Source organism: Leptolyngbya sp. UWPOB_LEPTO1 (genome assembly GCF_017302695.1).
Classification (GTDB): Bacteria; Cyanobacteriota; Cyanobacteriia; order Leptolyngbyales; family Leptolyngbyaceae; genus Leptolyngbya; species Leptolyngbya boryana.
The window spans coordinates 69,903-94,076 of the sequence record NZ_JAFLCJ010000013.1 but is presented as its reverse complement, the minus strand read 5'-3'; the positions used below and the strand labels follow the sequence as shown (position 1 = coordinate 94,076).

The 24,174-nt window shown below is 45.0% G+C and carries 20 protein-coding genes and 1 pseudogene; 15 read left to right on the top strand and 6 right to left on the bottom strand.

The annotated features are described in order from the left end of the window. Positions 1-8: 8 nt before the first annotated feature. The 14 genes and pseudogenes from J0L70_RS19540 to J0L70_RS19480 all read left to right on the top strand — a co-directional run bounded on the left by J0L70_RS19540 (position 9) and on the right by J0L70_RS19480 (position 14,700). Positions 9-1,718 (top strand): phage tail sheath family protein, encoded by a 1,710-nt coding sequence (locus J0L70_RS19540; protein WP_268182918.1) that lies wholly within the window; start codon positions 9-11, stop codon positions 1,716-1,718. A 134-nt stretch (positions 1,719-1,852) separates the two neighbouring features. Continuing rightward, the gene (locus J0L70_RS19535; RefSeq protein WP_190653742.1) at positions 1,853-2,317 is read left to right on the top strand and encodes a phage tail protein; all 465 of its coding nucleotides are present in this window, start codon (positions 1,853-1,855) and stop codon (positions 2,315-2,317) included. 44 nt (positions 2,318-2,361) lie between these two features. Further along, positions 2,362-2,865, top strand: a complete 504-nt coding sequence (locus tag J0L70_RS19530; protein ID WP_190653743.1) for a phage tail protein — start codon at positions 2,362-2,364, stop codon at positions 2,863-2,865. A 2-nt stretch (positions 2,866-2,867) separates the two neighbouring features. Then, the gene (locus J0L70_RS19525) at positions 2,868-3,374 is read left to right on the top strand and encodes a phage tail protein (protein WP_287455597.1); all 507 of its coding nucleotides are present in this window, start codon (positions 2,868-2,870) and stop codon (positions 3,372-3,374) included. Then, the gene (locus J0L70_RS19520; RefSeq protein WP_287455596.1) at positions 3,364-3,684 is read left to right on the top strand and encodes a hypothetical protein; all 321 of its coding nucleotides are present in this window, start codon (positions 3,364-3,366) and stop codon (positions 3,682-3,684) included. Before J0L70_RS19525 ends, J0L70_RS19520 begins: the two co-directional genes overlap by 11 nt. 3 nt (positions 3,685-3,687) lie before the next feature. After that, the gene (locus J0L70_RS19515; protein ID WP_268182913.1) at positions 3,688-4,053 is read left to right on the top strand and encodes a phage tail assembly protein; all 366 of its coding nucleotides are present in this window, start codon (positions 3,688-3,690) and stop codon (positions 4,051-4,053) included. A gap of 23 nt (positions 4,054-4,076) precedes the next feature. Then, a pseudogene (locus J0L70_RS32015) lies at positions 4,077-4,220 on the top strand (DUF6760 family protein); the annotation flags it as partial. After that, complete coding sequence (locus J0L70_RS19510; RefSeq protein ID WP_268182911.1) at positions 4,201-4,359, top strand: hypothetical protein; 159 nt, start codon at positions 4,201-4,203, stop codon at positions 4,357-4,359. The pseudogene J0L70_RS32015 and the gene J0L70_RS19510, both read left to right, overlap by 20 nt. Next, on the top strand, positions 4,356-4,892 hold the full coding sequence (locus J0L70_RS19505) for a phage tail protein (RefSeq protein ID WP_190653748.1): 537 nt from the start codon (positions 4,356-4,358) through the stop codon (positions 4,890-4,892). The genes J0L70_RS19510 and J0L70_RS19505 overlap by 4 nt, the downstream gene beginning before the upstream one ends. Positions 4,893-4,895: 3 nt before the next feature. Then, positions 4,896-11,453 carry a hypothetical protein gene (locus J0L70_RS19500; protein WP_287455595.1) on the top strand — a complete coding sequence of 2,186 codons (6,558 nt, stop codon included), beginning with the start codon at positions 4,896-4,898 and terminating at the stop codon, positions 11,451-11,453. 16 nt (positions 11,454-11,469) lie between these two features. After that, the gene (locus J0L70_RS19495) at positions 11,470-11,988 is read left to right on the top strand and encodes a CIS tube protein (protein WP_190653752.1); all 519 of its coding nucleotides are present in this window, start codon (positions 11,470-11,472) and stop codon (positions 11,986-11,988) included. Positions 11,989-12,040: 52 nt separating this feature from the next. Next, positions 12,041-13,954: a VgrG-related protein gene (locus tag J0L70_RS19490; RefSeq protein ID WP_287455594.1), complete on the top strand. Its 1,914-nt coding sequence runs from the start codon at positions 12,041-12,043 to the stop codon at positions 13,952-13,954. A 13-nt stretch (positions 13,955-13,967) separates the two neighbouring features. Then, positions 13,968-14,360 carry a DUF4280 domain-containing protein gene (locus tag J0L70_RS19485; protein ID WP_287455593.1) on the top strand — a complete coding sequence of 131 codons (393 nt, stop codon included), beginning with the start codon at positions 13,968-13,970 and terminating at the stop codon, positions 14,358-14,360. Positions 14,361-14,433: 73 nt separating this feature from the next. Continuing rightward, entirely contained in the window at positions 14,434-14,700 is a 267-nt protein-coding gene (locus J0L70_RS19480) for a Precorrin-3B methylase (RefSeq protein WP_190653755.1), read from the top strand. Positions 14,701-14,723: 23 nt separating this feature from the next. On the opposite strand, the gene J0L70_RS19475 is transcribed toward J0L70_RS19480, so the two are convergent. Beyond that, a complete protein-coding gene (locus tag J0L70_RS19475) occupies positions 14,724-16,073 on the bottom strand; it encodes a GH39 family glycosyl hydrolase (RefSeq protein ID WP_287455592.1) in 1,350 nt (449 codons plus the stop codon). Between the two features lie 34 nt (positions 16,074-16,107). Further along, a complete protein-coding gene (locus J0L70_RS19470; protein ID WP_287455591.1) occupies positions 16,108-18,156 on the bottom strand; it encodes a GumC family protein in 2,049 nt (682 codons plus the stop codon). Between the two features lie 190 nt (positions 18,157-18,346). On the opposite strand from J0L70_RS19470, the gene J0L70_RS19465 reads away from it, so the two are divergent. Continuing rightward, positions 18,347-19,657, top strand: a complete 1,311-nt coding sequence (locus J0L70_RS19465; protein ID WP_287455590.1) for an O-antigen ligase family protein — start codon at positions 18,347-18,349, stop codon at positions 19,655-19,657. Here the strand turns inward: J0L70_RS19465 and J0L70_RS19460 are convergent. Genes J0L70_RS19460 through J0L70_RS19445 form a run of 4 tightly spaced genes read right to left on the bottom strand, consistent with a single transcriptional unit; the run spans position 19,654 to position 24,170 of the window. After that, a complete protein-coding gene (locus J0L70_RS19460; RefSeq protein ID WP_287455589.1) occupies positions 19,654-20,736 on the bottom strand; it encodes a family 43 glycosylhydrolase in 1,083 nt (360 codons plus the stop codon). The genes J0L70_RS19465 and J0L70_RS19460 overlap by 4 nt on opposite strands. Continuing rightward, complete coding sequence (locus tag J0L70_RS19455) at positions 20,733-21,914, bottom strand: glycosyltransferase (RefSeq protein ID WP_287455588.1); 1,182 nt, start codon at positions 21,912-21,914, stop codon at positions 20,733-20,735. Before J0L70_RS19455 ends, J0L70_RS19460 begins: the two co-directional genes overlap by 4 nt. Positions 21,915-21,916: 2 nt before the next feature. Next, positions 21,917-23,059, bottom strand: a complete 1,143-nt coding sequence (locus J0L70_RS19450; RefSeq protein ID WP_287455587.1) for a glycosyltransferase family 4 protein — start codon at positions 23,057-23,059, stop codon at positions 21,917-21,919. Then, on the bottom strand, positions 23,046-24,170 hold the full coding sequence (locus J0L70_RS19445; protein ID WP_287455586.1) for a glycosyltransferase family 4 protein: 1,125 nt from the start codon (positions 24,168-24,170) through the stop codon (positions 23,046-23,048). The genes J0L70_RS19450 and J0L70_RS19445 overlap by 14 nt, the downstream gene beginning before the upstream one ends. Between the last annotated feature and the right edge of the window lie 4 nt (positions 24,171-24,174).

Sequence of the window (24,174 nt, the reverse complement as noted above, 5' to 3'; positions counted from 1 at the left end):
GATTCCCTGTGCCATTAGATTATTTTGCTCCTGGGGTCTACGTCGAGGAAGTCGATCGTGGCAGTCGTCCCATTGATGGCGTGAGCTTGAGTGTAGCAGGCTTTGTTGGCTTCACTGAAGATGTTCGAGGTGATGCAGAACTTTTCAAGCCGATGCTCATTACCAATTGGGCACAGTATTTAGAATGCTTCGGCAAACCAGGTTCAGACGGATTCACAGATTTTGATGCTTATCTGCCTTTTGCAGTTCAAGGTTGGTTCTTGAATGGAGGAGGTCGCTGCTGGGTCGTCAGTATTGGAACAAAACTTCCGGGTTCGGCTGCACCCTCGGCTGAAGAAACAGGATGTAAATTGCTGACTTCGAGCGGCAAACCCACACTTCGTTTTAATCTCAAAGCAGCGAGCGCTAGCACTGCACCTGCCCTGCCTTCTAGTGAAGGTCGTTTAGCTGTCACAATTTTAGAAAGTGCACCCAAACCGCTACCGAGTAACGCTCCTGCTAATGTAGATCCTCCTTTAAACACAGGCGAATACTTTAAGCTCATTGTGCGCAATGGCGATCAAATTCTTGAAGAATATGATCACCTGACGATGAACTCTAAAGCAGAAACAGCAGTTGCAGACTATGTTGTGACTGCACTTGCAGATTCGCAATATGTCGCGATCGCAGATATTGCTCAAAGTGGACAGCCTTTATCTCGCCGTCCTGCAAATGGCTCTTACGAAGTTGCACCCCCTCCCTATGTCGCAAAACTTGAACATTTAGCACGCGACTTGCAAGGTGAGCGCAGCGACAAAACCGGAATGCAAGGCATTTTTGAAGTCGATGAAGTCGCAATGATTGCCTGCCCTGACTTGATGCGTGTGTATCAAGAAGGCATCATGGACATCGATCAAGTGCATGGCGTGATGGAAATGATGCTGAGCTTGTGTGAAAATTCTTTCCCAGGACCAGCCTATCGGATGGCAGTGCTCGATGCACCTCCGGTTAAGCCTGGAAAAAATGACAACAAAGCCGTTGCACCAGAACAGCAGAAGCCTCAAGATGTATTCAACTGGCTCAAAGAGTTCAATCGTCGATCGATGTTTGGTGCCTTGTACTATCCCTGGATCAAAGTTGCGAATCCTCGGAATGGCGGTCGTCCGATCTTGATTCCCCCTTCAGGTCATATGATGGGTGTCTGGTGTCGTACAGACGAATCTCGCGGCATCTTCAAGGCTCCGGCAAATGACACTCCGCGCGGTGTGCTGGGCTTGGCTTACGAAACGAACATGCGCGAGCAAGAAATGCTAAACCCGGTAGGGATTAACTGTATTCGCAACTTTGCCAACTACAATCGCGGCTTTAAGATTTGGGGCGCTCGGACTTTGGTTGAACCGGATAATGTGCAATGGCGTTATATCAGTGTTCGCCGTTTACTGAGCTATATCGAAAAGTCGATCGAGATTGGGACTCAATGGGTTGTGTTTGAGCCGAATGATTCTGATCTTTGGGCACGTGTGAACCGCACCGTGAGTAACTTCCTTGAGCGTCTGTGGCGCGAAGGAGCTTTGGTCGGTGGATCGCCTAGCGAAGCATTCTACGTCAAGTGCGATGGTGAATTGAACACTCATGAAACCATGATGCTCGGTCGTTTGTATGTTGAAGTGGGCGTGTGTCCTGTTCGTCCGGCTGAGTTTGTCATCTTCCGCATCAGCCAGTGGGCACCGGGTCAGTAATGCCAAATTTGTAGCGCATTGCGTAAAGGTTGATCCCCCTGATTCTCCTAAACTACAGAGAGGTAGGGGAGATCACCTCAAGCATAAGTAACCCAGAGAGATTAATTTGGTCGAAGTTGTAGAGGTGATACAAAATGGCGATCGTGACCGTTGAGAATTTTGAACTCAAGCTGGATAAATTTGATGCGCTCAAGTTCAAGAGCGTTGATGTTCCGGCTTACAAAACAGATATTCAAGGCGGGGACGCTTTGATGTCTGGAGATAAAGGGGCAGTTCGGCAGACGTTTACGAAAAAGCGGGAAGCTGCCGTACAAATTACGGTGAAAACCATTGCAAGTGGAAACGCAAAAAGTACTAGCTCGCTGATGCGGAAATGGCTGAAAGAATGTATGCCCAAGTCAGAGAATGGCGATGGGTTTCCGGACGCAGCAAGAACCACGGGAACGATCAAAACCTTTAATGCTGCGGGTGAAGTGATCGATTCTTGGAAACTTAGCGGAGTCTGGGTTTGTAAATATACGATCGGGCAATTGTCGATCGGGGGTGGATTGCTCGAAGAAACCTACACGCTGCAAGTTGACCAGTTTGATCCGGCTTAAGTTATGAAAGCAAGTGTTCCTTGAGTTGATTTGGATAATCATTTATGGCAGATACAATTGAACTCCTCTCTAGTGACAGTTTTTCTGTCGAACTTACAGACATCAAAAACTTGATTGTCAAAGAAGTCAGCGGAATGCAGGTGGATATTTCTCCATCTGGTGCAGACAACTCGATCGGGTCTGGACCTAAAGGTAAAGCACTCGTTTTGAGTACGCCGAGCCAACCGAAATATGGATCTGTAAAGCTCATTCTCGTTCCTGGCAAACATCAGCAAGGTGACGACGAAAAGCTTTGGAAATGGTACAGTGATTGCGCCTCGAAGTCGAACTTGGGGGAATCTTCCAAAGCACGGGATCAGCGTAAAGATATGTCCGTGAATGTCTACTACTCTGGGACAGAAGCAAAAGTTGGCATCCTGTATGAATTCCAAGGCGTATTACCCAGTAGTTTTGATGTTCCGGCTCGTGATGCAGGCAGCAGCGAGCTTGAAACTTGGACACTTGAACTACAATACGAGCGCCTAAAGTTCTCCATTAAAGATCCCTAACTATGGCTGGTTTTCCTGAGATTTTAACAACTTGCAGGTTTTATCTAGAGTTGCGTTTGGATGGCAGCAAAGATTCTGTAGATGGGTACTTCTTGGAATGTAGCGGCTTTAAATCTTCGCAGCAGGTGATTGAGACAAACCATGTTACGCCTCAAAAATGGGGCGCACAAGGGAAAGCAGTTGGGCGAATTGTCGGAACAAAGATACCGGGAAATGTCAGTTACTCGAATTTGGTACTTCGTCGCGGGCTAACCTGCTCTATGACGTTTTGGAACTGGATTGCAGCAGTTCAAGATGGAAATTGGGCAACCCAACGACGGAATGGCTCTCTGATTATTTTCAATCAAGCGGCTGAGGAGCAGTTTCGATTGGAATTTCAGGGAGCTTTTCCTATGGGCTATCGCATCTTAGATGTGAATGCGCGGGGCGATGAAATGGAAGTCGAAGAAATTGAAGTCGCAGTTGAAGAATTGAAACGAGTCAAGGTGGCAAATGGTGATGCAAGTTGAATTTGAGTTTGAGTTACCGAAGGGTTTTTTGGATGCAGATGGCAATGTGCATCGCAAAGGAATCATGCGGTTATCAAGAGCGATCGATGAAATTGTCCCGTTAAGAGATCCACGAGTGCGCGCTAATCCAGCTTATGCAAGCGTGATTATTCTATCGCGCGTGATGATCAAGCTCGGTGCCTTAGATGAGGTAACGCCCGCGGTGATTGAAGGATTGTTTGCTTGCGATCTGGACTATTTGCAGAAATTTTATCGTTCAATTAATGAACTTGAATCTACTATGGATGAGTCTATTCCGATTTCTGCATAGTCTATGGATGCGATCGAGTTTGAGTTTACTTTGCCGCGTGGCTTGGTCGGGACTGATGGTGCTGTGCATCGTCAGGGCATCATGCGTTTGGCGACGGCAAAAGATGAGATTGCAGTACAGCGCGATCGACGCACTCAAGAGAGTACTGCTTATGGATTACTGATTATGCTATCGCGAGTAATCAAGCAGTTGGGAAGCTTATCTACACTGACTCCAGAGAATTTAGAGAACTTGTTTTCTCGCGATTTAGCTTATTTACGAGAATTTTTTAATCGAATTAATCAACAGGGCAATGCTCATATTCCTGCACAATGCCCCACTTGTAGCACTGCTTTTCAAGTGGAGCTAGAACTTGCGGGGGAGCCGTAAGCTACCCTTCAGGTGCGCTCTATGAAGAGGTAGCTTGTGTTGCATCCGCTTTTCATTGGTCTTTAGAAGATATTCTCAATTTAGATCACTCAGAGCGCCGCCGCTGGGTGTTTGAGATTGGTAAGCTTAAACAACATTCGACACACGATGAATTCTCAATCTATTGATCCAGTCATCTTATCTCAGGTTGCGAAAAAGCTGTTGCGTGATCCGCTCGCGATGAAAGAATTTAGCGATCGTGTCTACGAAAAGCTTCAAGCTGATCTCAAATTGCAAGCGATTCGAGATGGAAGGTACAACAGATGAGTAGAAATGGGACGACTGAGTTTGGGCTAGATTTTGTTACAGCGAATCGCTTCTATGTGGAGATTGAAAGTAGTTTAACTGCGGCATTTACCGAATGTCAGGGGTTAGGTGTCCAAATTCAACATGAATCGATCTCTGAGGGCGGAGTGAATGATCAGCAGAGAATTCTACTGGGTCAACCGAAATTTAGTGAAGTGACTCTAAAACGCGGGATTACCAATGATCTGGTGTTTTGGAATTGGATCAATGCGGTACTAGAGCAACGCAATCAAGGAACGGCGATCCAGCAGCATCGGCGGAATATCAATATTTTGGTGTTTAATCAAGCGGGTGAGACGATGCAGTGTTGGACACTGATTGGGGCTGTACCGACGGGATGGAAGGCACCTGCTTTGAGTGCGGATGCAAATAGTGTTGCGATCGAAGAGTTGACGCTCGTCTATGAAGGTTTGAAGATTGTTGCAAATCAGGGTGGCGGTGGAGCAACGATTCTGAATTCTCGCGATCAATCTGGATATTTTGCAAGTAACTAAATTATGACTGACTTGCCTAACGATTCATCGAGTTCTTCTGAGGTGCGTCATCCACCGCATCTGACTGCTCCGTTAGGGCAACAGTTTATTGTGCCATTGGGAACGCGACGACTGAATATTCTCGATCCTGGCATTTTTTCGCCTAAGTCAACGCCTGAAGAGGAAGAACCTTTCTCAGATCCGTGGGTTCAGAAGTCTCCTTTTTTTGCACAGTCATCTACACAGAAGAGTACTAGGCAGCCGAGCGAAGTACTGCAACCTAAAACGTATGGTTCATCACATTCGACTGCTCCCAGAATGGAGTTTGAGGAGTCAAATTTTCCGACAGGAGAGAGCAGTAAGGGCGAGGAAGATTTGAATTCTTTTCCAACATCTATTCAGGGTGAATCTATTCTCCAAAGAAACTTAGATGTTGACAATCGCCCGCCTAATTCTTCAGAAAGTACACTTCAAAGAGATATGAAGCAAGATGAGAATCTTGCGGGATTAAGTGAGCCAGCCATACCATCTCAGAATGTAGTAGGGTTTGGAAAACATGGATCTGATTCTCCAAGTAGCACAATCCAAAGAAGTGTGGAGATAGACGCAGGGACTACAAATTTGGGTGAGCCAGCAATTCCACCTCAGAATGTAGTCGATTTCAGCGATCGGGGATCGGATTCCTCAACCAGCACAACTCAAAACAATCCACAGCTAGAGACAACTACTGTACAAGCAAACGAGATGCCAGAATCTCAAGAAGCTAGTTTTGTTCAGAGGAAGTCAGAAGCTAGTCGTCATGAATCTGATTCCCTAGGTCGTAAGATTCAAAGAAGTGCAGAGATAGACGTAAATGTTACAAAAAATGATTCAAGCGCCACAAAATTTAGCGAGCTAACATCACGATCTCAGAATGCAGCGGAATTTGGTGCTTCCGAGTCTGGCTTCTCAAGTAGCGCGACTCAGGACAATACGCAGCTAGATACACCCCCTGTACAAGCAAACGAGACACCGGAATCTCAAGAAGCTAGCTTTATTCAAAGGAAAGTAGAAGTTAGCCGTCATGAATCTGATTCTCTGAATAATACAATTCAAAAAAATGCAGAAATAGACGCAAGTGCTGCAAAATTTAGTGAGCTAACATCACTATCTCAGAACGCAGCGGAGTTTGGCGATCGTAGATCTGATTCTTCAAGCAGTACAATTCAGAGAAGTACGGATATAGGCAAAGAGACGACACAATTAAATGATTCATTTAATGATTCAGCAATACTATCTCAGAATTCAGCGGAGTTTGGTGCTCCCGAGTCTGGCTTCTCAAGTAGCGCGACTCAAGGCAATACGCAGCCCGATACAACCCCTGTACAAGCAAACGAGACACCAAAACCTCAAGAAGCTAATTTTATTCAGAGAACAGCAGAAGCTAGCCGTCATGAATCTGATTCTCTGAATAATACAATTCAAAGAAGCACAGAAATAGATGCCAGTGCTGCAAAATATAGTGAGCTAACATCACTATCTCAGAATGCAGCGGAGTTTGGTGCTCCCGAATCTAACTTCTCAAGTAGCGCAGTTCAAGGCAATACGCAGCTAGATGCAACCTCTGTACAAGCAGGTGAGATGCCAGAATCTCAAGAAGCTAATTTTATTCAAAGAAAAGCAGAAGTTAGCGATCGTACCTCTAGTCCTCTAGACAGCAAATTTCAGAACAATAGACCGTTCAATGATAGTTCTTCACGCTCAAATGACTCAACACCTCAGCATCAAGGCTTCAATCTTATTCAGAAACAGCTAGATTCTAGTGATTATCTATCCAATTCCTCAAATAGCACGATTCAAAGCACTCCTCAGATCGATGAGAGGATTACTCAGTCAATTGAATCAGCATCGCAATCTCAAGAACCTAGTCTTATTCAGAAACAGCTAGATTCTAGTGATCACCTGTCCGGTGCCCCAAACAACACAATTCAAAGCAATGAGAGGATTACTCAACCAATCGAATCAGCATCGCAATCTCAAGAACCTAGTCTTATTCAGAAACAGCTAGATTCTAGTGATCACTTGTCCGGTGCCCCAAACAACACGATTCAGAGCAATTCTCAGATCGATGAGAGGATTACTCAAGCAATTGAATCAGCATCTCAGCCTCAAGACTTTAATTTTGTTCAGAAACAACTAGATTCTAGCAATCATCTGTCCGATTCCTCAAATAGCAAAATTCAAGGCAATGAGAGTATTGTTAATCCAATTGAATCAGCATCACAATCTCAGGAGCCAAATATTGAATCAGCATCGCAATCTCAGGAACCTAGTCTTATTCAGAAGCAGCTAGATTCTAGCAATCATCTGTCCGATTCCCCAGCAACTAGCATTCCAGAGCCGGGAGTTACGGCTGAGCCGCTGCGATTAACCGATAATCATCAACAGTTCGCCCAATTTACTGATCAAACAACTGTACAGCGTTCGCTATCAGAACAGCCTACTCAACTCACACATGATACCCATCTTTCCGAGAGTTTAGACTCAACGAAACTGGATCGTGGTGAGAACAATCTGAATATCCAACAGATAAGCGCTGATGATTCAGAAATTCAGAGACAAGTTGCTGGAATTCAATATGAAAATTCGCAGAATTCAGAATTCTTGAAAAACTCCGAGTTCTCATTCACTGAAGAAGCTGAGATTCAAGCATCTTCTGAAGCATCCTCAATTCAAAGACAAACTGATCTGTCAGCCAATTTTCAACCCCCACAAGCGTCTCAGCCAGCCGCGAGCGTTCTTCGCACTGAGTCCTTTGATCTGCGATCGCAATTTGACCAAGGTAATGAACCTCTTCAGGCTCAATATTCATCTTCTGAACTAGAAACAATCCAAAATCAGACGAAATCGGTTCAAATATCCGAGTTAGCATCCAATGTTCAATCTATTGCTCGCAAACCTCACATTGATGAGCCGCTGGCTCCTAAAGATGACAATCAAAACATTCAAGCTCAATCATCCTCAGGCATTCAAAGACAGCCTGAACATCTAGAAGATTTAAGTTCTTCTCAATCGATGCGCTCTGATAGCAAGTCTGCTCCGTCGAAGCCGATTCAAAACGAAGCAGAATACTCTCTACAGCCCTCCACTGAAATACTCGCAATTCAAAGACAGGCTGATCCGTCAAACATCGCACAATCAGAGCACAACAATCAGCCCACGACTAGCGAGTTTGATGCTAGTACTTCAGAGCCTACTCTGAGCAAGGAATCTGAAAATTTGTCTTCTCAATCTCCCATCATTCAAAGACAAGCTGATTCATCAGACAATTTAAACGCTCAGCCGATGAATGACGAGATTCATCCTGGTAGTTCAGATTCGCGATCGCCAGCTAATCATGACGCAGTTGCTCACTCTCCACAATTATCTCCCGACATACCCACTATTCAGAGACAAGCTAGCTTACCGGAGACTATAGAACCTAATTTTCACAGCAGCTTATCTCAAAATCCAAGTGAAAGATCGATTAACGCCCCACAATTCTCTTCTGAATCTTCAACGCTTCAGAGAGCAATTAATTCGGAAGATTCACAGTCGATTGAACATGAGCTTCGCCCAGATAGTTCAGATTCTCGATCGCGCTCAGAATTCGATCAAGGTCAAAACACTTTCATTTCTCAACCATCCTTGCCTGCATCAGAGCCAATATCTCAGCAATCTACCAATGATCTAATCGCTCAACGCAAGCAGACTGGCTCTGAACTGCCCCCTATCCCTGAGGAGTTTCAAGAGACAAAGCCCTCTAGAGTCGAGAATTTAGGAGATACAAGCAACATACAACGCAGCGAAGAATCCGATCAACCTAACGTTAGTCACAGCCCTTCTAACACCTCAAATTCTCAATCGACAGCAGAAGCAGATTTTATCGGAAATTCTCTCCAGCAGAGACTTGACTCAACAGATAATTCTCAATCAACAATAGAACTAAAATCGCTTTCTGAACCATCTGCCATTCAGAGACAGACTGAACCATTAGAAAACTCGCAGCTAGGACACAATTTTCAGAATCCTTCTAATGAGGCTGATATCAATAGCTCAGGATCTCAACAACAGCCCTCTCACCACATTGAAATTCCTTTTAACACACAAGCGCCATCTGAATCACTCAACATTCAAAGACAGAGTACACCAGAGATTGGATCTGGTTCTCACAGTGTCAATGCCCAGTTGCGTTCTGAATTTTCTCAAAATCAAGAAACTTCTCAAGAAACTTCAATTTCTCGATCGCCGTCTGAATTCCCTAAGATTCAACGACAGCTAGATTCGGCTCAAAACGTCCAGTCAGAGCAAGAGTCTCAACAGTATGATTCCATTTCGCTCACTGCTCGTTCCTCAGAAATCGAAAATTCAGAATCTATTTCTCGCTCATTTGATTCTGAGATCACATCTGAACCCGAGAACCTGATTAACAGTACAACATCGAACGAAGCATCTTCTAATCTACTTCAACCATCTTCTAAACCGACAATTGCGCGGCAAACGATTTCAAGAGTAGACCATGATTCTCAGGTGGTCAATTCTCCAAATTCAGCGATCGACAATCAACTCAATGCATCACACTCTACTAGCAAAACCATTCAACCTAAGCTAGATAGCTCCTCAGATCCGGCGACTAAAAGCAAACCTGAGAGCATGTTTGAATCGTCTCATTTCTCACAGTCAACCGCTACCGAGGTAGAATTTGGAAGGAACCAAACAAAGTCTAATGCAGCGACAAACAGTCAGCCAGAATCTAATCTTCAATCAGCTTCAACAGACTTCACACTGTCCACACCAACTTCTCTTCCAGAGAGAGAGAGTAACGGTAGCAAAGCGCCGTCTATTCAAACACATTCTGGAAGCTCTCAAACTGTCATTCAGCAAAACTCAGATAGTGCTATCGATTTAGCTCCTTCAGCCACTCATTCACCCCAACTTGAAAATCTAGAGCCAGAAATTAGTTCTTCTGGGCGCAAGTTTGAATCTTCTAGCAGTCTAGATACTGAGTCAAATCAACCTGCTCGTTCAGAAAATTCTTCAAGTATTCAAAGATCTATAGATTCGGATAGCGATGCTGCTCAAACATATTCTGGAAGCTCTCAAGCTGTCATTCAGCAAAACTCAGACGGTTCGATCGATTTAGCTTCTTCAGCCACTCATTCGCCACAGCTCGCAAATGCAGAGCCAGAAATTAGCTCTTCGGGAAGCAAGCTCGAACCTTCTATCAATCTGGGTACTGAGTCAAATCAACCTGCTCATTCAGAAAGTTCTTCAAGGATTCAAAGATCTATAGATTCGGATAGCGATGCTGCTCAAACATATTCTGGAAGCTCTCAAACTATTATTCAGCAAGGAAGTGAGTCAAATCAACCTGCTCATTCAGAAAATTCTTCAAGGATTCAAAGATCTATAGATTCGGATAGTGATGCTGCTCAAACATATTCTGGAAGCTCTCAAACTATCATTCAGCAAAACTCAGACGGTTCGATCGATTTAGCTTCTTCAGCCACTCATTCACCACAGCTTGCAAATGCAGAGCCAATTTCTGAGCCTTCCGAGATCAATCTTAAGTCTTCTAGAAATCCGGGCAGTGAATCGAATCATCTTGCTCATTCAGAAAATTTTTCAAGGATTCAAAGATCCATGAATTCAAACAGCGACATGTCTGAATTTGATGGTCAGGCTAGTGAGTCGAATCATCTTGCTCATTCAGAAAGTTCTTCAAGTATTCAAAGATCCATGAATTCAGACATGTTGCTGTCTGAATTTGATGGTCAGGTTTCAGAAAACTTGAGCGATCGACAAATCTCTCCTGTCTCATCGTCTGAGCACACGGATCTCAACCGTTCTCCAAACTCAGAAATTTTCTCTAATTCATCTCAAAACCTAGATCCTTCTGAAAAAGCTTCTAGCGGAATAGCTCAACAAGACTTTCAGCAAATTTCTGAACCCTTCCAACAACTCGTAACACCAGAATCTTCCGTCGAATCTCCCTCTAACTCCATTCAGAGAAAAGCTGCTCGCTCCTCTGAAGATTCAATTACACCTGCTCAGAATCACTCTAATCATTCTTCCGCCTCTACAATTCCTTCAGAACTAGTTACATCCTCTGAAAATACTCAGCCCGAACTCATCTCACGATCGCTAAACTCATCATTACCCGTGATTCCGACAGTTCTCCAAGAATTATCCGTCTTGCGATCGCTTAATCCAACCCCTGATCTTCAGCCCAAACAGGATGCTTACCCACAGCACACCTCAAAATCAAGCCAAACAATAGATTCCTCTTGGTCAAGTTTAGACGATCTAGTACAAAGCATCGCTGAGAAGCCTAAACCAATAGAGCGCTCCCTACCTCGAATTCAACGCACTGCGGAAATCTCACAACCACAACCCACGATCCAAAGGAAAGAGACAGATTACATCGAACTCTCGACCTCAGAAAGCGAAACAGAAGTAATTGATTATCTCGATTATCTCGCTCAAGAAGTTTATCTCTTACTGCGCCAACGTTTAGAAATCGAACGGGAGCGGCGTGGCTCCAACTACTCTAGTCGTCTCTAATCACGGTCAATAAACTATGTCCCTGAACTCCCCAATTAAAGCTCAACTGATTGCCCAGAATGGCGGTGAAACGATCGAATTCATGTTCAATCCGACACAACTCGATTTTAGTCGATCGCTACAACTCAACTCATCTGAAGGCGCACGCACCGGAACTGGAATCCCTAAAATCAGCTTTGCCTACCCTGAACCTTACAGTTTGTCGATCGGCAACATCATCTTCGATACCTACGAAACAGGAGCCAATGTCGTCGATGCTCACATTTCTAAATTTAGAGCCGCCGTCGCCTTTTTACCCTCAGCAGCTCGTCCACCCATTTATCTATTTACCTGGGGTAGCCAAGAATACCTCCGCTGCTTCGTCAAAAGCCTCCGATATAAACTGACAATGTTTCTCGCAGATGGCACTCCTGTTCGCGCTGTCGTCGATTTAACGCTAGAAGAAATCGACGCTACAACTACAACACCTGGGATGTCCGCCTCCAACTCCTCATCTCAGCGAACCAGAGATACTCGCCAACAACGATCGCGATAATCAAAACTGCGCGTAAGATATATCAGTATCTTTTCTTACACTCTGAAAAGCCATGCCTGCTGTTCCATATGTCTCTCAAGTTTTGCTGAAGATCGATGGTCAAGATGCGCCTGCTGCATTGCTAGATGACATTGTGCAGGTCGTAGTCGAAGAAAGTCTGCACTTACCTAGTATGTTCACACTGACGATCAAAAACACAAGTCAGCCAGGGCGATCACAAGATGCAATGTGGCAACACGAATCGAAATTCGCGATCGGGAAATCGATCAAAATCGGATTCGTCGAAAGCAGCACAGCAGCACAGGAATACCATCAAGCAGAGCAAGGATATGTGATCGATGGTGAAATTACTGCGATCGAAACTCAGTTTAGTAGCGATGCCCAAGCTCCGATCATCATTCGCGGCTATGATATTTCGCATCGACTTCATCGCGGTCGCCATAGTCAATCCTTTCAAAATATGACAGATAGCGACATTATCAGCAGAGTCGCTCAAAGTGCAGGACTGACACTCGGCACAATCGATAGCACTACCATTGCTCATGATTATGTGTTTCAGGAAAATCAAACTCACATGCAGTTTCTACGAGAACGGGCTGCACGAAATGGCTTTGAGCTATACGTTCAAGATGGCAAACTAAACTGTCGCAAACCAAGGTCAGACAGTACTTTAACTCTAAAATGGCTCTTAGATCTCAACAGTTTTCGAGTTCGCGTCAGTAGCGCTGACCAAGTTAGCTCCGTTGAAGTGCGCGGTTGGGACTATCAGAGAAAAGAAGCGATCGTCGCCACAAAAAACTCACCCACTGCATTAACTTCGATTGCAGCAGGCGATCGCAATGCTGCAAGCACCAGTTTCAACACACAACCTAAACTCATTGTTGTGGATCAACCTGTCAATTCGACTGCCGAAGCAGAGAAAATCGCACAAGCTCTCGTCGATGAATTGGGAGGCGAACTCGTTCATGCAGATGCGAAAGCAGAAGGCAATCCTGCAATACGACCCGGAAGAGTCGCCAAACTAGCAGACATGGGCAAATATAGCGGCGATTATTACATTACAGAAACCCGCCATGTCTTTCAAGAGCGAGTCTATCAAACAGAATTTAGTGTTCGTGGATTGCGAGGCAATGACTTACTATCAATGCTCAGTGCAACGACTCCACTCCAGCCAGGACAAACATTGATGATCGCAAAGGTGACAAACAATAAAGATCCAAAAAAATGGGGACGAGTTCGAGTTAAGTTTCCGACTCTGACAGAAGCACATGAAAGTAACTGGGCGCGAGTCATCAGTCTTGGAGCCGGAACAAATCGCGGTTTCGATTGCTTACCTGAAGTCAATGATGAAGTGCTAGTCGGATTTGAGCATGGAGATATTCACCGTCCATTTGTTATTGGTGGAGTTTGGAATGGGACAGATGCTCCTCCGACATCAGTAGATGATTCAGTTGCAGATGGAAAAGTTCGACTCAGAACCTTTAAGACAAGAGTCGGTCATGAATTACAGTTTGTTGAAGAAGACAAGGGAAGTAGTAACAAGGGAGTTCAAATCAAAAGCAGTACTGGACATCTCTTACACTTCGATGACAAAGATAAGCAAGTCACGCTGAAAACAAACAGTGGGAACGAAGTTTGTTTAGATGAGCAAAACAAGCAGATTGAAATTAAAACTCCTGGCTCGAACTCTCTAAAATTTGAAGATCAAACGAAAAAAATTACGATGAGTTCGACTGGCGATTTAAACATTAGTGCAATGCAAAACATTTCACTCAAGGTCGGGGGAAGTGAAATCAAAATTTCTAACTCAGGAATCAGCATTAAAATGGGAGGAAATAAAATTGAAATTGCGGCGGCTGGTATTACCGTTCAGGCAACTGGAATGGTTAATGTCAAAGGTATCTCGACAACTGTAAAAGGAGATGCAACCGTTACGGTTTCTGCCCCAGTCATTAATCTGAATTAGAGAGCGATCGCGAATGCCATTACAAGTGTGTATGGGAGCTTCCTTACAATGTTCATTTGGAGCCGCGCCAAGTACTTTAATTGTGATTCCCAAAGGTGCTCCTGTGCTCGTGAATGGAATGCTCGCCGCAACAATTTTCGATAATATTCCAATGGCGAATATTTTGCCGTTTGCCATGTGTAGTTCGATCGCAAATCCAGCCGTGGCTGCTGCAACTGCTGCTGCTTTTGGAGTCCTGACACCCATGCCTTGTATCCCTGCAATTGTCAGCCCTTGGTCACCTAGTGCGATTAAAGTAAAAATCGGCAAAATCCCTGCTCTCCCGAACACGGCAATCTGTAACTGTGCATTTGGAGGCATTATCAAGATTAATACTCCTGGGCAGTTTAAAGTAAATATTGCATAGGTGGGGAGTGGGGAGTGGGGGGATTCGACTTCATTCCTACTAGAATGATTAGAGTAAATTCTGATCAAAAAAGATGGCAAAGCAAGAAGAGCCTTTAACTGGCGAGGCATTGATCAAAGAAGTCTGTCGCCGAATTCGGGTCGCTCGTAGCTATTGGGATGCTCATAATAATGCTGCTTGTCGAGGAGAGCGAGAACGTGCCTTGGCACTTTACAACACGTTGACGAAAGAGCAGAAAGAGAAAATTCCGCAAGTTCTGAGAGTCTGGCTACGCTATCGCAGCGAGAAATACTTTGGCGAACATCGCACGCCTCCAAAGTCAAAGCGCAAATCAAAATAGCAACTCAAAATAATGCGATCGCATTATTTTGTAAATGTGAATAACATCACAGAGCTAGCAGGCATCGCAAATCCACTGTTAAGTTCCGACCAGTTAACAGTTTTGTTGAGATAGCCTGAAGCCGAGATCGTATATGTCTCTAACGTCGATTGAGTGGGCTGCCATCCGGCAAAATCGAGTTGAACTTGCTGCAAATCATTTGAGGAGTTAATCAGCAAGTAAGACTTGTATCCCAAAGCAGCATTATTCACAGCAAAAGTCGTAATCGCGCTGTCAGGAGCAGTTTTTGTCGAGACGCGATCGCCAATCATGAATTGATTCAACAATTGTAAGAATTTGCCTCCCAGACGCATCTGACTGCTATCGTCCATTTTTCCGTAAACGCCATCTTTCTCGTTCCAAGTTAAGGTTGCAGTCGCACCATTTGAGAGGGCACTGACCATCGTTAACGCATCAAACACAACCCCTTTATGATTGATCATGCGGGGATCGCGAGTTTCCCATGTCCAGCTAATGTTATATTCACCCAACATGGCTGGAATCGTGCGATTTGGGCTTGCATTTTGCAGCGTTTGTACAATCGTGCGAGTGTAGTCGCCAATCGCGCGAGTGGTCTGAAACACATCTTGGTCTGAGGTAGAAGCACTTCCCGTTGCGTAAAAGTGATAAGTAAAAAAATCAAGATGATTTGCAGTTCCCTTGATGAACGGAACATAAAACGGTTGCAGATCGGGGCGTGCTAGACCGATCCCGCCCACTTGAATTGTCGGGTCTGCTTGTTTCATCGCGATCGCAGTTTTTTTATAAATCGTGACCAGTTCATTGACGCGATCGGGCTTCGCTGCATCCTTCAACCCACCCCAGCCACTCTCTGTATAGAACTGAGTAAAGTAGTGATCATCCTTCTCATTCGTCACTTCCCAATACTGCACTTTCAATTGAGCATCTTGGTTGACAATTTTGACCAAATCAGCGCACAGCTTTGCATAGTTATCAAACTGATTGCGATCGAGAAATCCGTCCCGATCCGCATCCATCCAATCTGGCCAAGTCGGAATATTAATCATCCGTTGCGGTTGTTCCCGCTTAAAAGACGAAAATGAAGCCACTAAAGCAGCTTTTACTTTCTTCGCATCCCAAACTCGACGAGCCGTATCGATCAGCCCATCCGGTGTGCTAGAGTCTTGCAACATGCTGCTATTATGAAACCGAATCAAACCCGGATTCATCACAGACATATTACTTTGATAAGCCGAAGTGCTAAAACTCTCAGGTCGAAAACCTTGATACGCATTTAAGCCATAACCCAAATTCGTACTCGCTGCCTGGCTCTTACTCCAATCGACAGTCGCGATGTTCTGGTTTTGGCTCATGAGACTGACGCTTTGAGTAGACTGCTGAAAAGAATCAATTTGATAATCGATATGGGCGAGGATCATCATGATTAGAGTGATACGAATAGGCATGACCTTGAACTTCGACACCATTGATCACCAAGCCTAGCAGTTTAGCATGGTGTTGCGTTAACTGCTCTAAACTATTATTCACAACATTTCGAGCGCTAATTCCTGGGCGAACGACAAAAAGAACATAAGGCACGATCGCAGCCATTAGTGCAGTTTCACTGGTTGAGCTGACTGGAGCGCTGTCTACTAATACATAATCATAGTCTTTCTGAGATTCCGCCACTGCCAAGTAACGTTCAAATCGTCCCCGTTTGACTAAATCGACAATCTTGCCAGTCTGAGGCATCGTTGGCACAAAATCGAGATTAGGTTGCAACGAAATGACTTGATCTCCAACTGAGCGATCGCTCAAGTAACCAAGTTGATGACTTAACTGAGCTTTACGAAAATCTCCGTCAACCAGCAGCACTCGAAATCCGAGTTCGGTTAAAGCATGAGCAAGTTGCAGTGCTACTGTCGTTTTTCCCTCACCCGTTATCGCACTTGCAATTAACAGTCGTATCCCTTTCAGCGGTTGAAGACTAATCGCTGACGCTACTCGCTGAAACTCGATCTCACCTTCAAAGCTTGAATTCGGCTCTATTGCCAGTCGCTTTAGTTTGGGAATACGAGCAACAAGCGAAAATTTTAGAGCCTGCAAATCTTTGGGAGTCAGCAATGGATTGCGAGCTTCGAGCAACAATATTAGTGCAATGCTCCCAATGACAGAAGCAAGAAGCGCATTAATTGCCATCAGAGATTTCTTTGGACTCGATGGTTTAGCATCAACGAAGGGTGCGTTTAACTCCTGAATATTTGGATACGCATTAAAAGCATCAATATTTGATTGTTGTGTCTGTGCAACTAGCCCTTTATAAACTCCTTCCGCAACATCTGCCTGTCGCTGTAAAGCATTGAGTTTTGCTTGATTTGCAGGCAATTGATTGAGGATTTTTTGCCGCTGATCAATTTGTTGCTGGAGTTGTTCTGCTTGTCGTTGTTGTCCATTCGCATTCGTTTCAGCTAACACTAATTGCTCAATTAGGGTATTCCGTCCTTCCGCCCCAGTTGTAAAATCTGTATTGGCAGAAATTCGACCTGCGGCTTGCCCAACATACTGCTGAAGCTGGTTCCGCAAAGTGTCCCGCTCTACGATCGCTCTTTGAACTTGAGGGCTGCGATCTGTGAATGTCGATCGCAATTTGCCCAGCGTAGACTCAACTTCAGTGAGCTTACTGCGAAGCTCTTTATAATCTTCGTTTTGGTCTAATCCTAAGGCTTGAACTGCATCAGTAGGCGAAAGATTTAATCGAGTCGCGAGAGTATTTGCGCGATCGCGAGCCGCTTGAGATTCCGCCTGAACCTGGGCCTGTGCCGCTTCTAAAGTATTGATCGTTCCAACTAGCCCTTTCGTTTGTTCTTCGTTATTTACCAATCCTGTCGATTGTTTGAATTGTGCTAGAGCAGTCTGCGCTTCAGTTAATCTGCGTTGCGCTTGTTCAAGCTGTTTCTGGCTAAAACCATCGCGTGTATTGTTATTCGCCTGACGAAGCTCGCTCAGACGCTGCCGATAGGCATTGAGAATTGCTTCTGCGCGCTGCTTGGCGATATCGGGACTTGAGCCTGTGACAGAGAGCAGCATGACGCTCGTTTGTTCGAGCGAAGTCACTTCAAAGAATTGTCCATAATTGCGAGGTTTATTCGCTGCATCTCTCTCAGGATCAGCTGCCCAAGCCTTTTCAAGAATCGCATCACTGGTGAGAATTGCCTCTTGAATTTTCAGGGGATTAACTTGAGGTGAAAAGCTCGGATCACTGTTACGGTAAGACCCTAAAGTTCCCAAGTTGGCATCAAGGTTGCCTCCATTCGAGGAAGGCAGAATCAGTTGTGCCTGAGCAGTCCAAACTTTAGGAGTGGTCAACATCGCTCCTAAAGTCCCGAATATTACAACTGCATTCAGACCAAGCAAAGCCTTCCAATGTCTAGAAGCAATGAGCGCTATTTTTTTCATTCAGACCGCTCCTAAACAACTGCGGGTATGAGGAATTCAAGCTACATTTTATTCACCTTCGATCAATTGCAAATACATAAATAGGTAGAACTAAATTAGCATTACCTGTCAGTTCTCTCTACCGATCGATTGATGTCCGAGAGTGAATTTAAAGCTAACGTACCTCAGAAATTGCGTGCAGTAGAGAGAGATGCTCCTCAAACTCCAACATCAGATTTATGCTTTATCACGTTCAGAGCGCATCATCTATTGGACAATTATCCTGACTCCACTGTGGTGGTTAATGGGAATTCAGCCGCTCCTTTATCCTGCTGTTGTCTTAACCTTATTCGCAATTCACTTTAGCTGGGATCAACTCATTCAAAGACCTTTTCCAGTGTATGTTTGGTCTTGGTTAGCGATGTCGATCGTGATGCTTTGGACAGCAGCCTTGGGGATCAACGAGATGGGCTTTAACCTACAAGTGGCAGCAGCAGCCGTTGTCACTTTTCTCAAAAGCTATTTTTTGATTTTTGCCTGTCTAGCATTACCATTTTTTAGCCAAGTCCGCGTTGAGGTTGTCACTAGAGCGATCGCTTGGATGTCTTCGGGCTATTTGGTTGCGATCGCGATTCAAATTGCTATGCTGTTCCTCAGAATTGGCGGGAACGGTTATCTGCCGCCACTTGCACGCATTCTGCCAGGCGACAAAGGAAGTTTGCGAGTAATGTTTGCTCATTTTTCAAGCTTTTTAGGTATTCCATTACCCAGAACAGTTCTGTATACGCCTGATCCTCCCATTCTGGGACTCTGCGCTGTTTTATGCTTTTTGATTTGTTTAGGCGAACGCGATCGCCGACTTCGCTATGTCGCCTTACTCGGTGCAGTTGCAGCATTAATTGTGAGCGCCAGTCGGAGCGCATGGCTGTGTTTACCGATCGCGCTTTTTATCGGAACCTGCTTTGAAAATGGATTATTTCGCCAGTTGTCGCTCTGGAGTACGGCTCTGACGCTAATGATGTCTAGTATTTGGGGACTGACGATCGAAGAACTCTTCCGTAAGCCAATGGAAGGATTTACGCAAGCTCGCGCAAACTCTTCGCAAGAACGAGCTTTAGTCGTTCGTAAAACACTCGAAGCGTGGCAAGAATCGCCCTGGATCGGGTGGGGAGTCATTCGAGGGAGAGCGCATTTATATGAAGATAGCTATATTGGTCTTGGCTCCTTCTCGACTTATGCGGCTGTGCTTTATCTAAACGGAATTTTCGGCTTCATTGCTTTGATCGCTGCAATGATTCTGACGCTTTTCGCAACTTATACGCCAGCAGTAAACGGTCATTTTGGCTGTAAATGGGCGTTTGCTAGTTTGATTGCACTATACATCTCTTGTAATGCCACTCCGCTCAGTTGGATGGCAGTTAATCTCTGGTTCTTTTTCGTGTGGTTAGGGGCTGTCTTGCATGAAGTACAACCCCATCAGGCAAATTTGACGAGTTGGGAGCAGATATCTGGAGAAGGTTAGATCGACAAGCGGATCGAATCTTGATTCCATATGACCCGAACAAACGGGGAAATGGCTAGTGTCATGCGTTTGCAGTACCAACCATAAGCAATAAATTCATCCGGCGCATCTGGAGCCGAAAAAAAGTTCGTTCCATAAATTCCCGATCGAGAACTTCCACTCACAACTGGAGTCTGGCTAACAGGGCGATAAGGTCCTGTAATCTGATCAGCAACATACCAGTACAGCGAAGAATCAGTAATTTGTGCGCGATCGACCGTGTCCAACCACTTAGGATTTAACCAAGTTGTCCAGCAAGAGAAAAACAGATGATACTGACCGTTTCTATAAATGACTTGCGGACGCTCCATTTCATAAAAAGGAGACTCTTGAGTTCCTTCGATCGTAGGAGTTGCCGCAGGCGGCAGCAGTTCATACGATCCATCAATGCGATCGGCAACAGCTAAGCCAACACATCCTCGATATGCACCTTTCCCGCCTTCTTTGCGATAAGCACAGATAAACATATAGTAAAGCCCGGTCTGCTCATCTTTCACCACATAGGGGTCGCGCCACTGATAATGATCATAGTCAAAACCTCCTAGGCTTCGCTTATACTGTCCGTACCAACGATGATTCGCATCGGGTTTCACCAATTCGCGAGGGCTACGTTGCCAGTGTATGCCATCCCTTGAAGTTGCTAACCCAATCCCTTCATTCATAATCTCAGCACCCTCTCCGGCGGCTGAATAAAAGAGATAGTAGATCCCATTTTCTTTGAGCGCGCAACCCGCCAGCATTCTTCCAGCTTCCCAGGAATGCTCAGGGCTGACTTCTAGCACAGTTCCCAAGTCTTGCCATTGTTCTAAGTCCGTTGAAATTGCACCGCATATTTTGCCTTCTAGCCACCAAGGTCCTGATTTACTCGAACCTAACAAGTAAAAAAGTCGATAGATATCTCCATCTTTGAGCAGCCAAGGATCCCAGCTCGGATGACTATTCCAAAGCGAAAATAAAGCGCCTAACGCCTTCGATCGACCTTTTGGCAACTGACCGACTAGCTGTGCTGTGGTTTGATACAAGGTACTATTGAATTTCATACTGTTTTTGTGGGTGAAGAATAATCACAAATACCCAAAACGTCTAAATACTGTTGCGTACAAGTTTCTAATGTGAACTGCTTCAACCATTGGGGATCAACCTGTCGAGCCGGGCTTGATAGGGTCTGAATGATTGCTGATGCGATCGCAGAATCGTCTCCCACTGGAGTCAGCACACCATACTTTCCTTGCGCTAAAATCTCAGCCGGGCCACTCTCGCAGTTTGTCGAAACCACAGGCGTTCCAACTGCTAACGCTTCTACTAAAACATTGCCTAACCCTTCCCAAGCAGAAGACAGCACAAACACAGCCGCTTTTGCCATATATGCATAGGGATTTTGTACAAACCCCAGTAAAGCGACATCCTCGGTTAATCCCAGTTCTTCTACTAACGTGGTCAGACGCTCTCGTTCAGGACCATCCCCCAGAATTACAAGCCGAGCAGGTCGAATCCGTCGAACTTGAGCAAAGGCATGAATCAAGGTCGAAAAATCTTTTTGTGGATAGAGCCGACCTACCGCTAGAACGACAGGAGGTTGATCAGGCTTAAACCAAGGATGTGTCACAGGTTCTTGTGCTTGCGTGAACAATTCAGGTAACACGATCGGATTGTAAACGACTTGAATGCGATCGCGATTGAGTCGAGTAATCTTAGCGAGATCGTCTGCAACGCCTTGCGAAACGGCAACGATTCCATCTGCCCAAGGATAAAATAGTCTCGCAGCAGTCGGAGTGAATTGCACCGATCGTTGAGGAATGCGCTGTGCTTCAAGCGAAAGATGATTATGCTCGGACACAATGATGCGAGTTGAAACTCTTGCTAAACGTTTTGCCCACAAAGCAATTTCACAGGGGTAATGTAAAGCGGCAAGCATTGTCGTGGGATGAGTCTGCTGGAGATAGCGAGTGAGTTTTGGCAAACTTGATGGCATCCATTCTGCTTTGAGATCCACAACTCGAATCTCAGGCTGGACTTGTTCTAAATACACTCCCGCGGCTCTAGCAAGCACGAGATCAACTTGTAATCCACGATCGATAAATCCACGAGCAAGATTTAGCATTGCTTTTTCAGCACCGCCACCATATAGCCCTCGCAAAAAAATTGCAACATCGGGCTTCGCCCTAGCCCGATGTTTAACCTGGATTTCAGAAGAACTTGCTAAATGATTGACCACCATAATTAGAAACGCACCAAGAGATTTTTTGGAGAAGACAACCGTTTAGAAGCTTGATGCTCCTGAGTTAAATTTTTCATCAAGGCTAAAATCTGGTTATAGTTGCGGCGACCATCAAATCGTTCTATTGCTAGCTGACGACTCGTGATCGACATCGCTCGTCGTTTCAATGGATCATCAATCAAAACCTTAAGTGCCGTCACCAAAGCACTGACATCTGAGATCGGCACAAGCAGTCCATTCACTCCGTTTTCTACCTGTTCACCGATCGCGCCAACATCAGTGGTAACAATCGGTAAGCCTGCCGCCATTGCTTCCATAATTACATTGGGATAGCAGTCAGCCTGAGTCGGCAAGACAAACATATCTGCTTTAGCATACAATTCCTTGAGTTTTGAACTATTCGCCCCCAAATTCTGATAGACCTTGACTCGCTCAACGCCTGATAGATCCTCAGCAACTTGTGCATCTTGAGTAACAATATCCAGCGTGCAACCCTCCAGCCCACTGCGAAAAGCTTCAATCAGCGTATGTCCTCCTTTACGAGTAAAATCTCCTCCTACAAATAGCAAACGTACAGGACTATCGATCGTTTGATTTCGCTGAAAATGCCATTGTTCTAAATCGATCCCGGATGAGATCACGGTGACTTTCTCAGCAGGTACATCATAATCTTTGATCAGAGAGTCTTTTGCCCAGTGACAGAATGTAATTAGAGCAGTAGCAGCATGATAAGAATGGCGATTCCACAAAAATTTCTGACGTTCTAGTAAGGAATGTCCCCCAACTTTATGCTGATATCCTGCGGCAACAGTGTCATAGTTGAGCGGTGTAGCATCTGTAGAAATAATGGTTGGAATCTGCTGTGCAAATGAAGATGCGAATAAAGATACGGTTTGAGTATGCAAAAATAGGGCATCTAAAGGCTGAGCCGCTCGAATCGCATCACGGGCACGAAGACTAGACTGGAGCGACCAGTTGTTACGAATCATCGGAAGATGTTCCCACAGATCATTTTTTCCTGCCTCGATCGGCATCCAAACCGGACGTACAGTGCTATCTTGTGCAACCCAGTGTTTTAGATTTTTATAGTGTGTGACATGCCCTAGCATGTGTTCTATGACAAAGCCAAAGTTAAACATAATCATATGCCTCAGATTTTAGAGTCTGCGCTATGGTTTTCGCGATCGCATTCCAGTTCAACTGAGTCCGAACTTTCATCTGCGCTGCTTGAGACATTGAGAAAAGCACAGCAGGATTTGTGAGCAGATCAATCAGATGCTTTGCTAAATGCTCAGAAGTCAAATGCTGAAGCACGATCCCATTGATTTCGTGATCGACAATTTCGGGCATTCCGTCTCGATTGGACACAACACAGGGAATACCATAGTTCATGGCTTCCATCAAAAAAGTTGGGAAGGGATCACAGTAGGCAGGAGCAACGACTAAATCTGTGTTCAGAAATAATCGACGAATTTCTGCACGATCGGCAATCTGTCCTGGATTCTCAACTCCGGGTTCCTCAATTGATAGTTTTCGACCAATCACAACAAGCTTCGAGTTTGGCAAAGCTTTCCTAACCTGGCGAAAAGCAGCGAGGACTAAATCTCCACCCTTGCGCTCAAAATCTGATCCATTAAAGAGAATTTGCTGACTTCCGATCGCTTTTTCTCGAACATCAGGAACTTGAAAATCGCCTGACGAACCGACGACTGTGACTTTATGTTCAGGAATTCCATACTCTTCAATCAGCGATGTTTTCACAACTTGGCTCATGCTAAAGATATGCTCGGCTCGGCTGTAGGCTGACCGTTCGCACTCAAACCAAGCAGTTCTGGTGCGATCGCTTAAAAATGTTGCCCAACTCGACCAATTTCGCTCAGCAAGCGCCGCAGTGTAGTCGAGAAACATGGCATAGGGAATATTGCCAGCATCCCAAACCGGACTATACGTTCCGAAGATCTGGAGTACAAAATCAGGCTTTGGCTGTAAGCGTTGAATCGTTCGCTCAGTGCGTCGTGATTTGAGAATAAATGCAGTGCTGTTTTTCTGAAAGACTGCATTTGCTTTGCTTAAAGAACCTGTTCTTAGCGTCAGCAGACTTTTCAAAAGTGTTCTAGGTAGTCTGGCTTCATACCATTCGCTCTGCCTCGGAGAAAAACTAAGCTGCTCAAAATGACTCGATAAGGCTTTGAATAGACATTGATGCCGATCGAGAAATATCGATTCACCTGTGACGAGAAAATGATGTATCACCATTGTT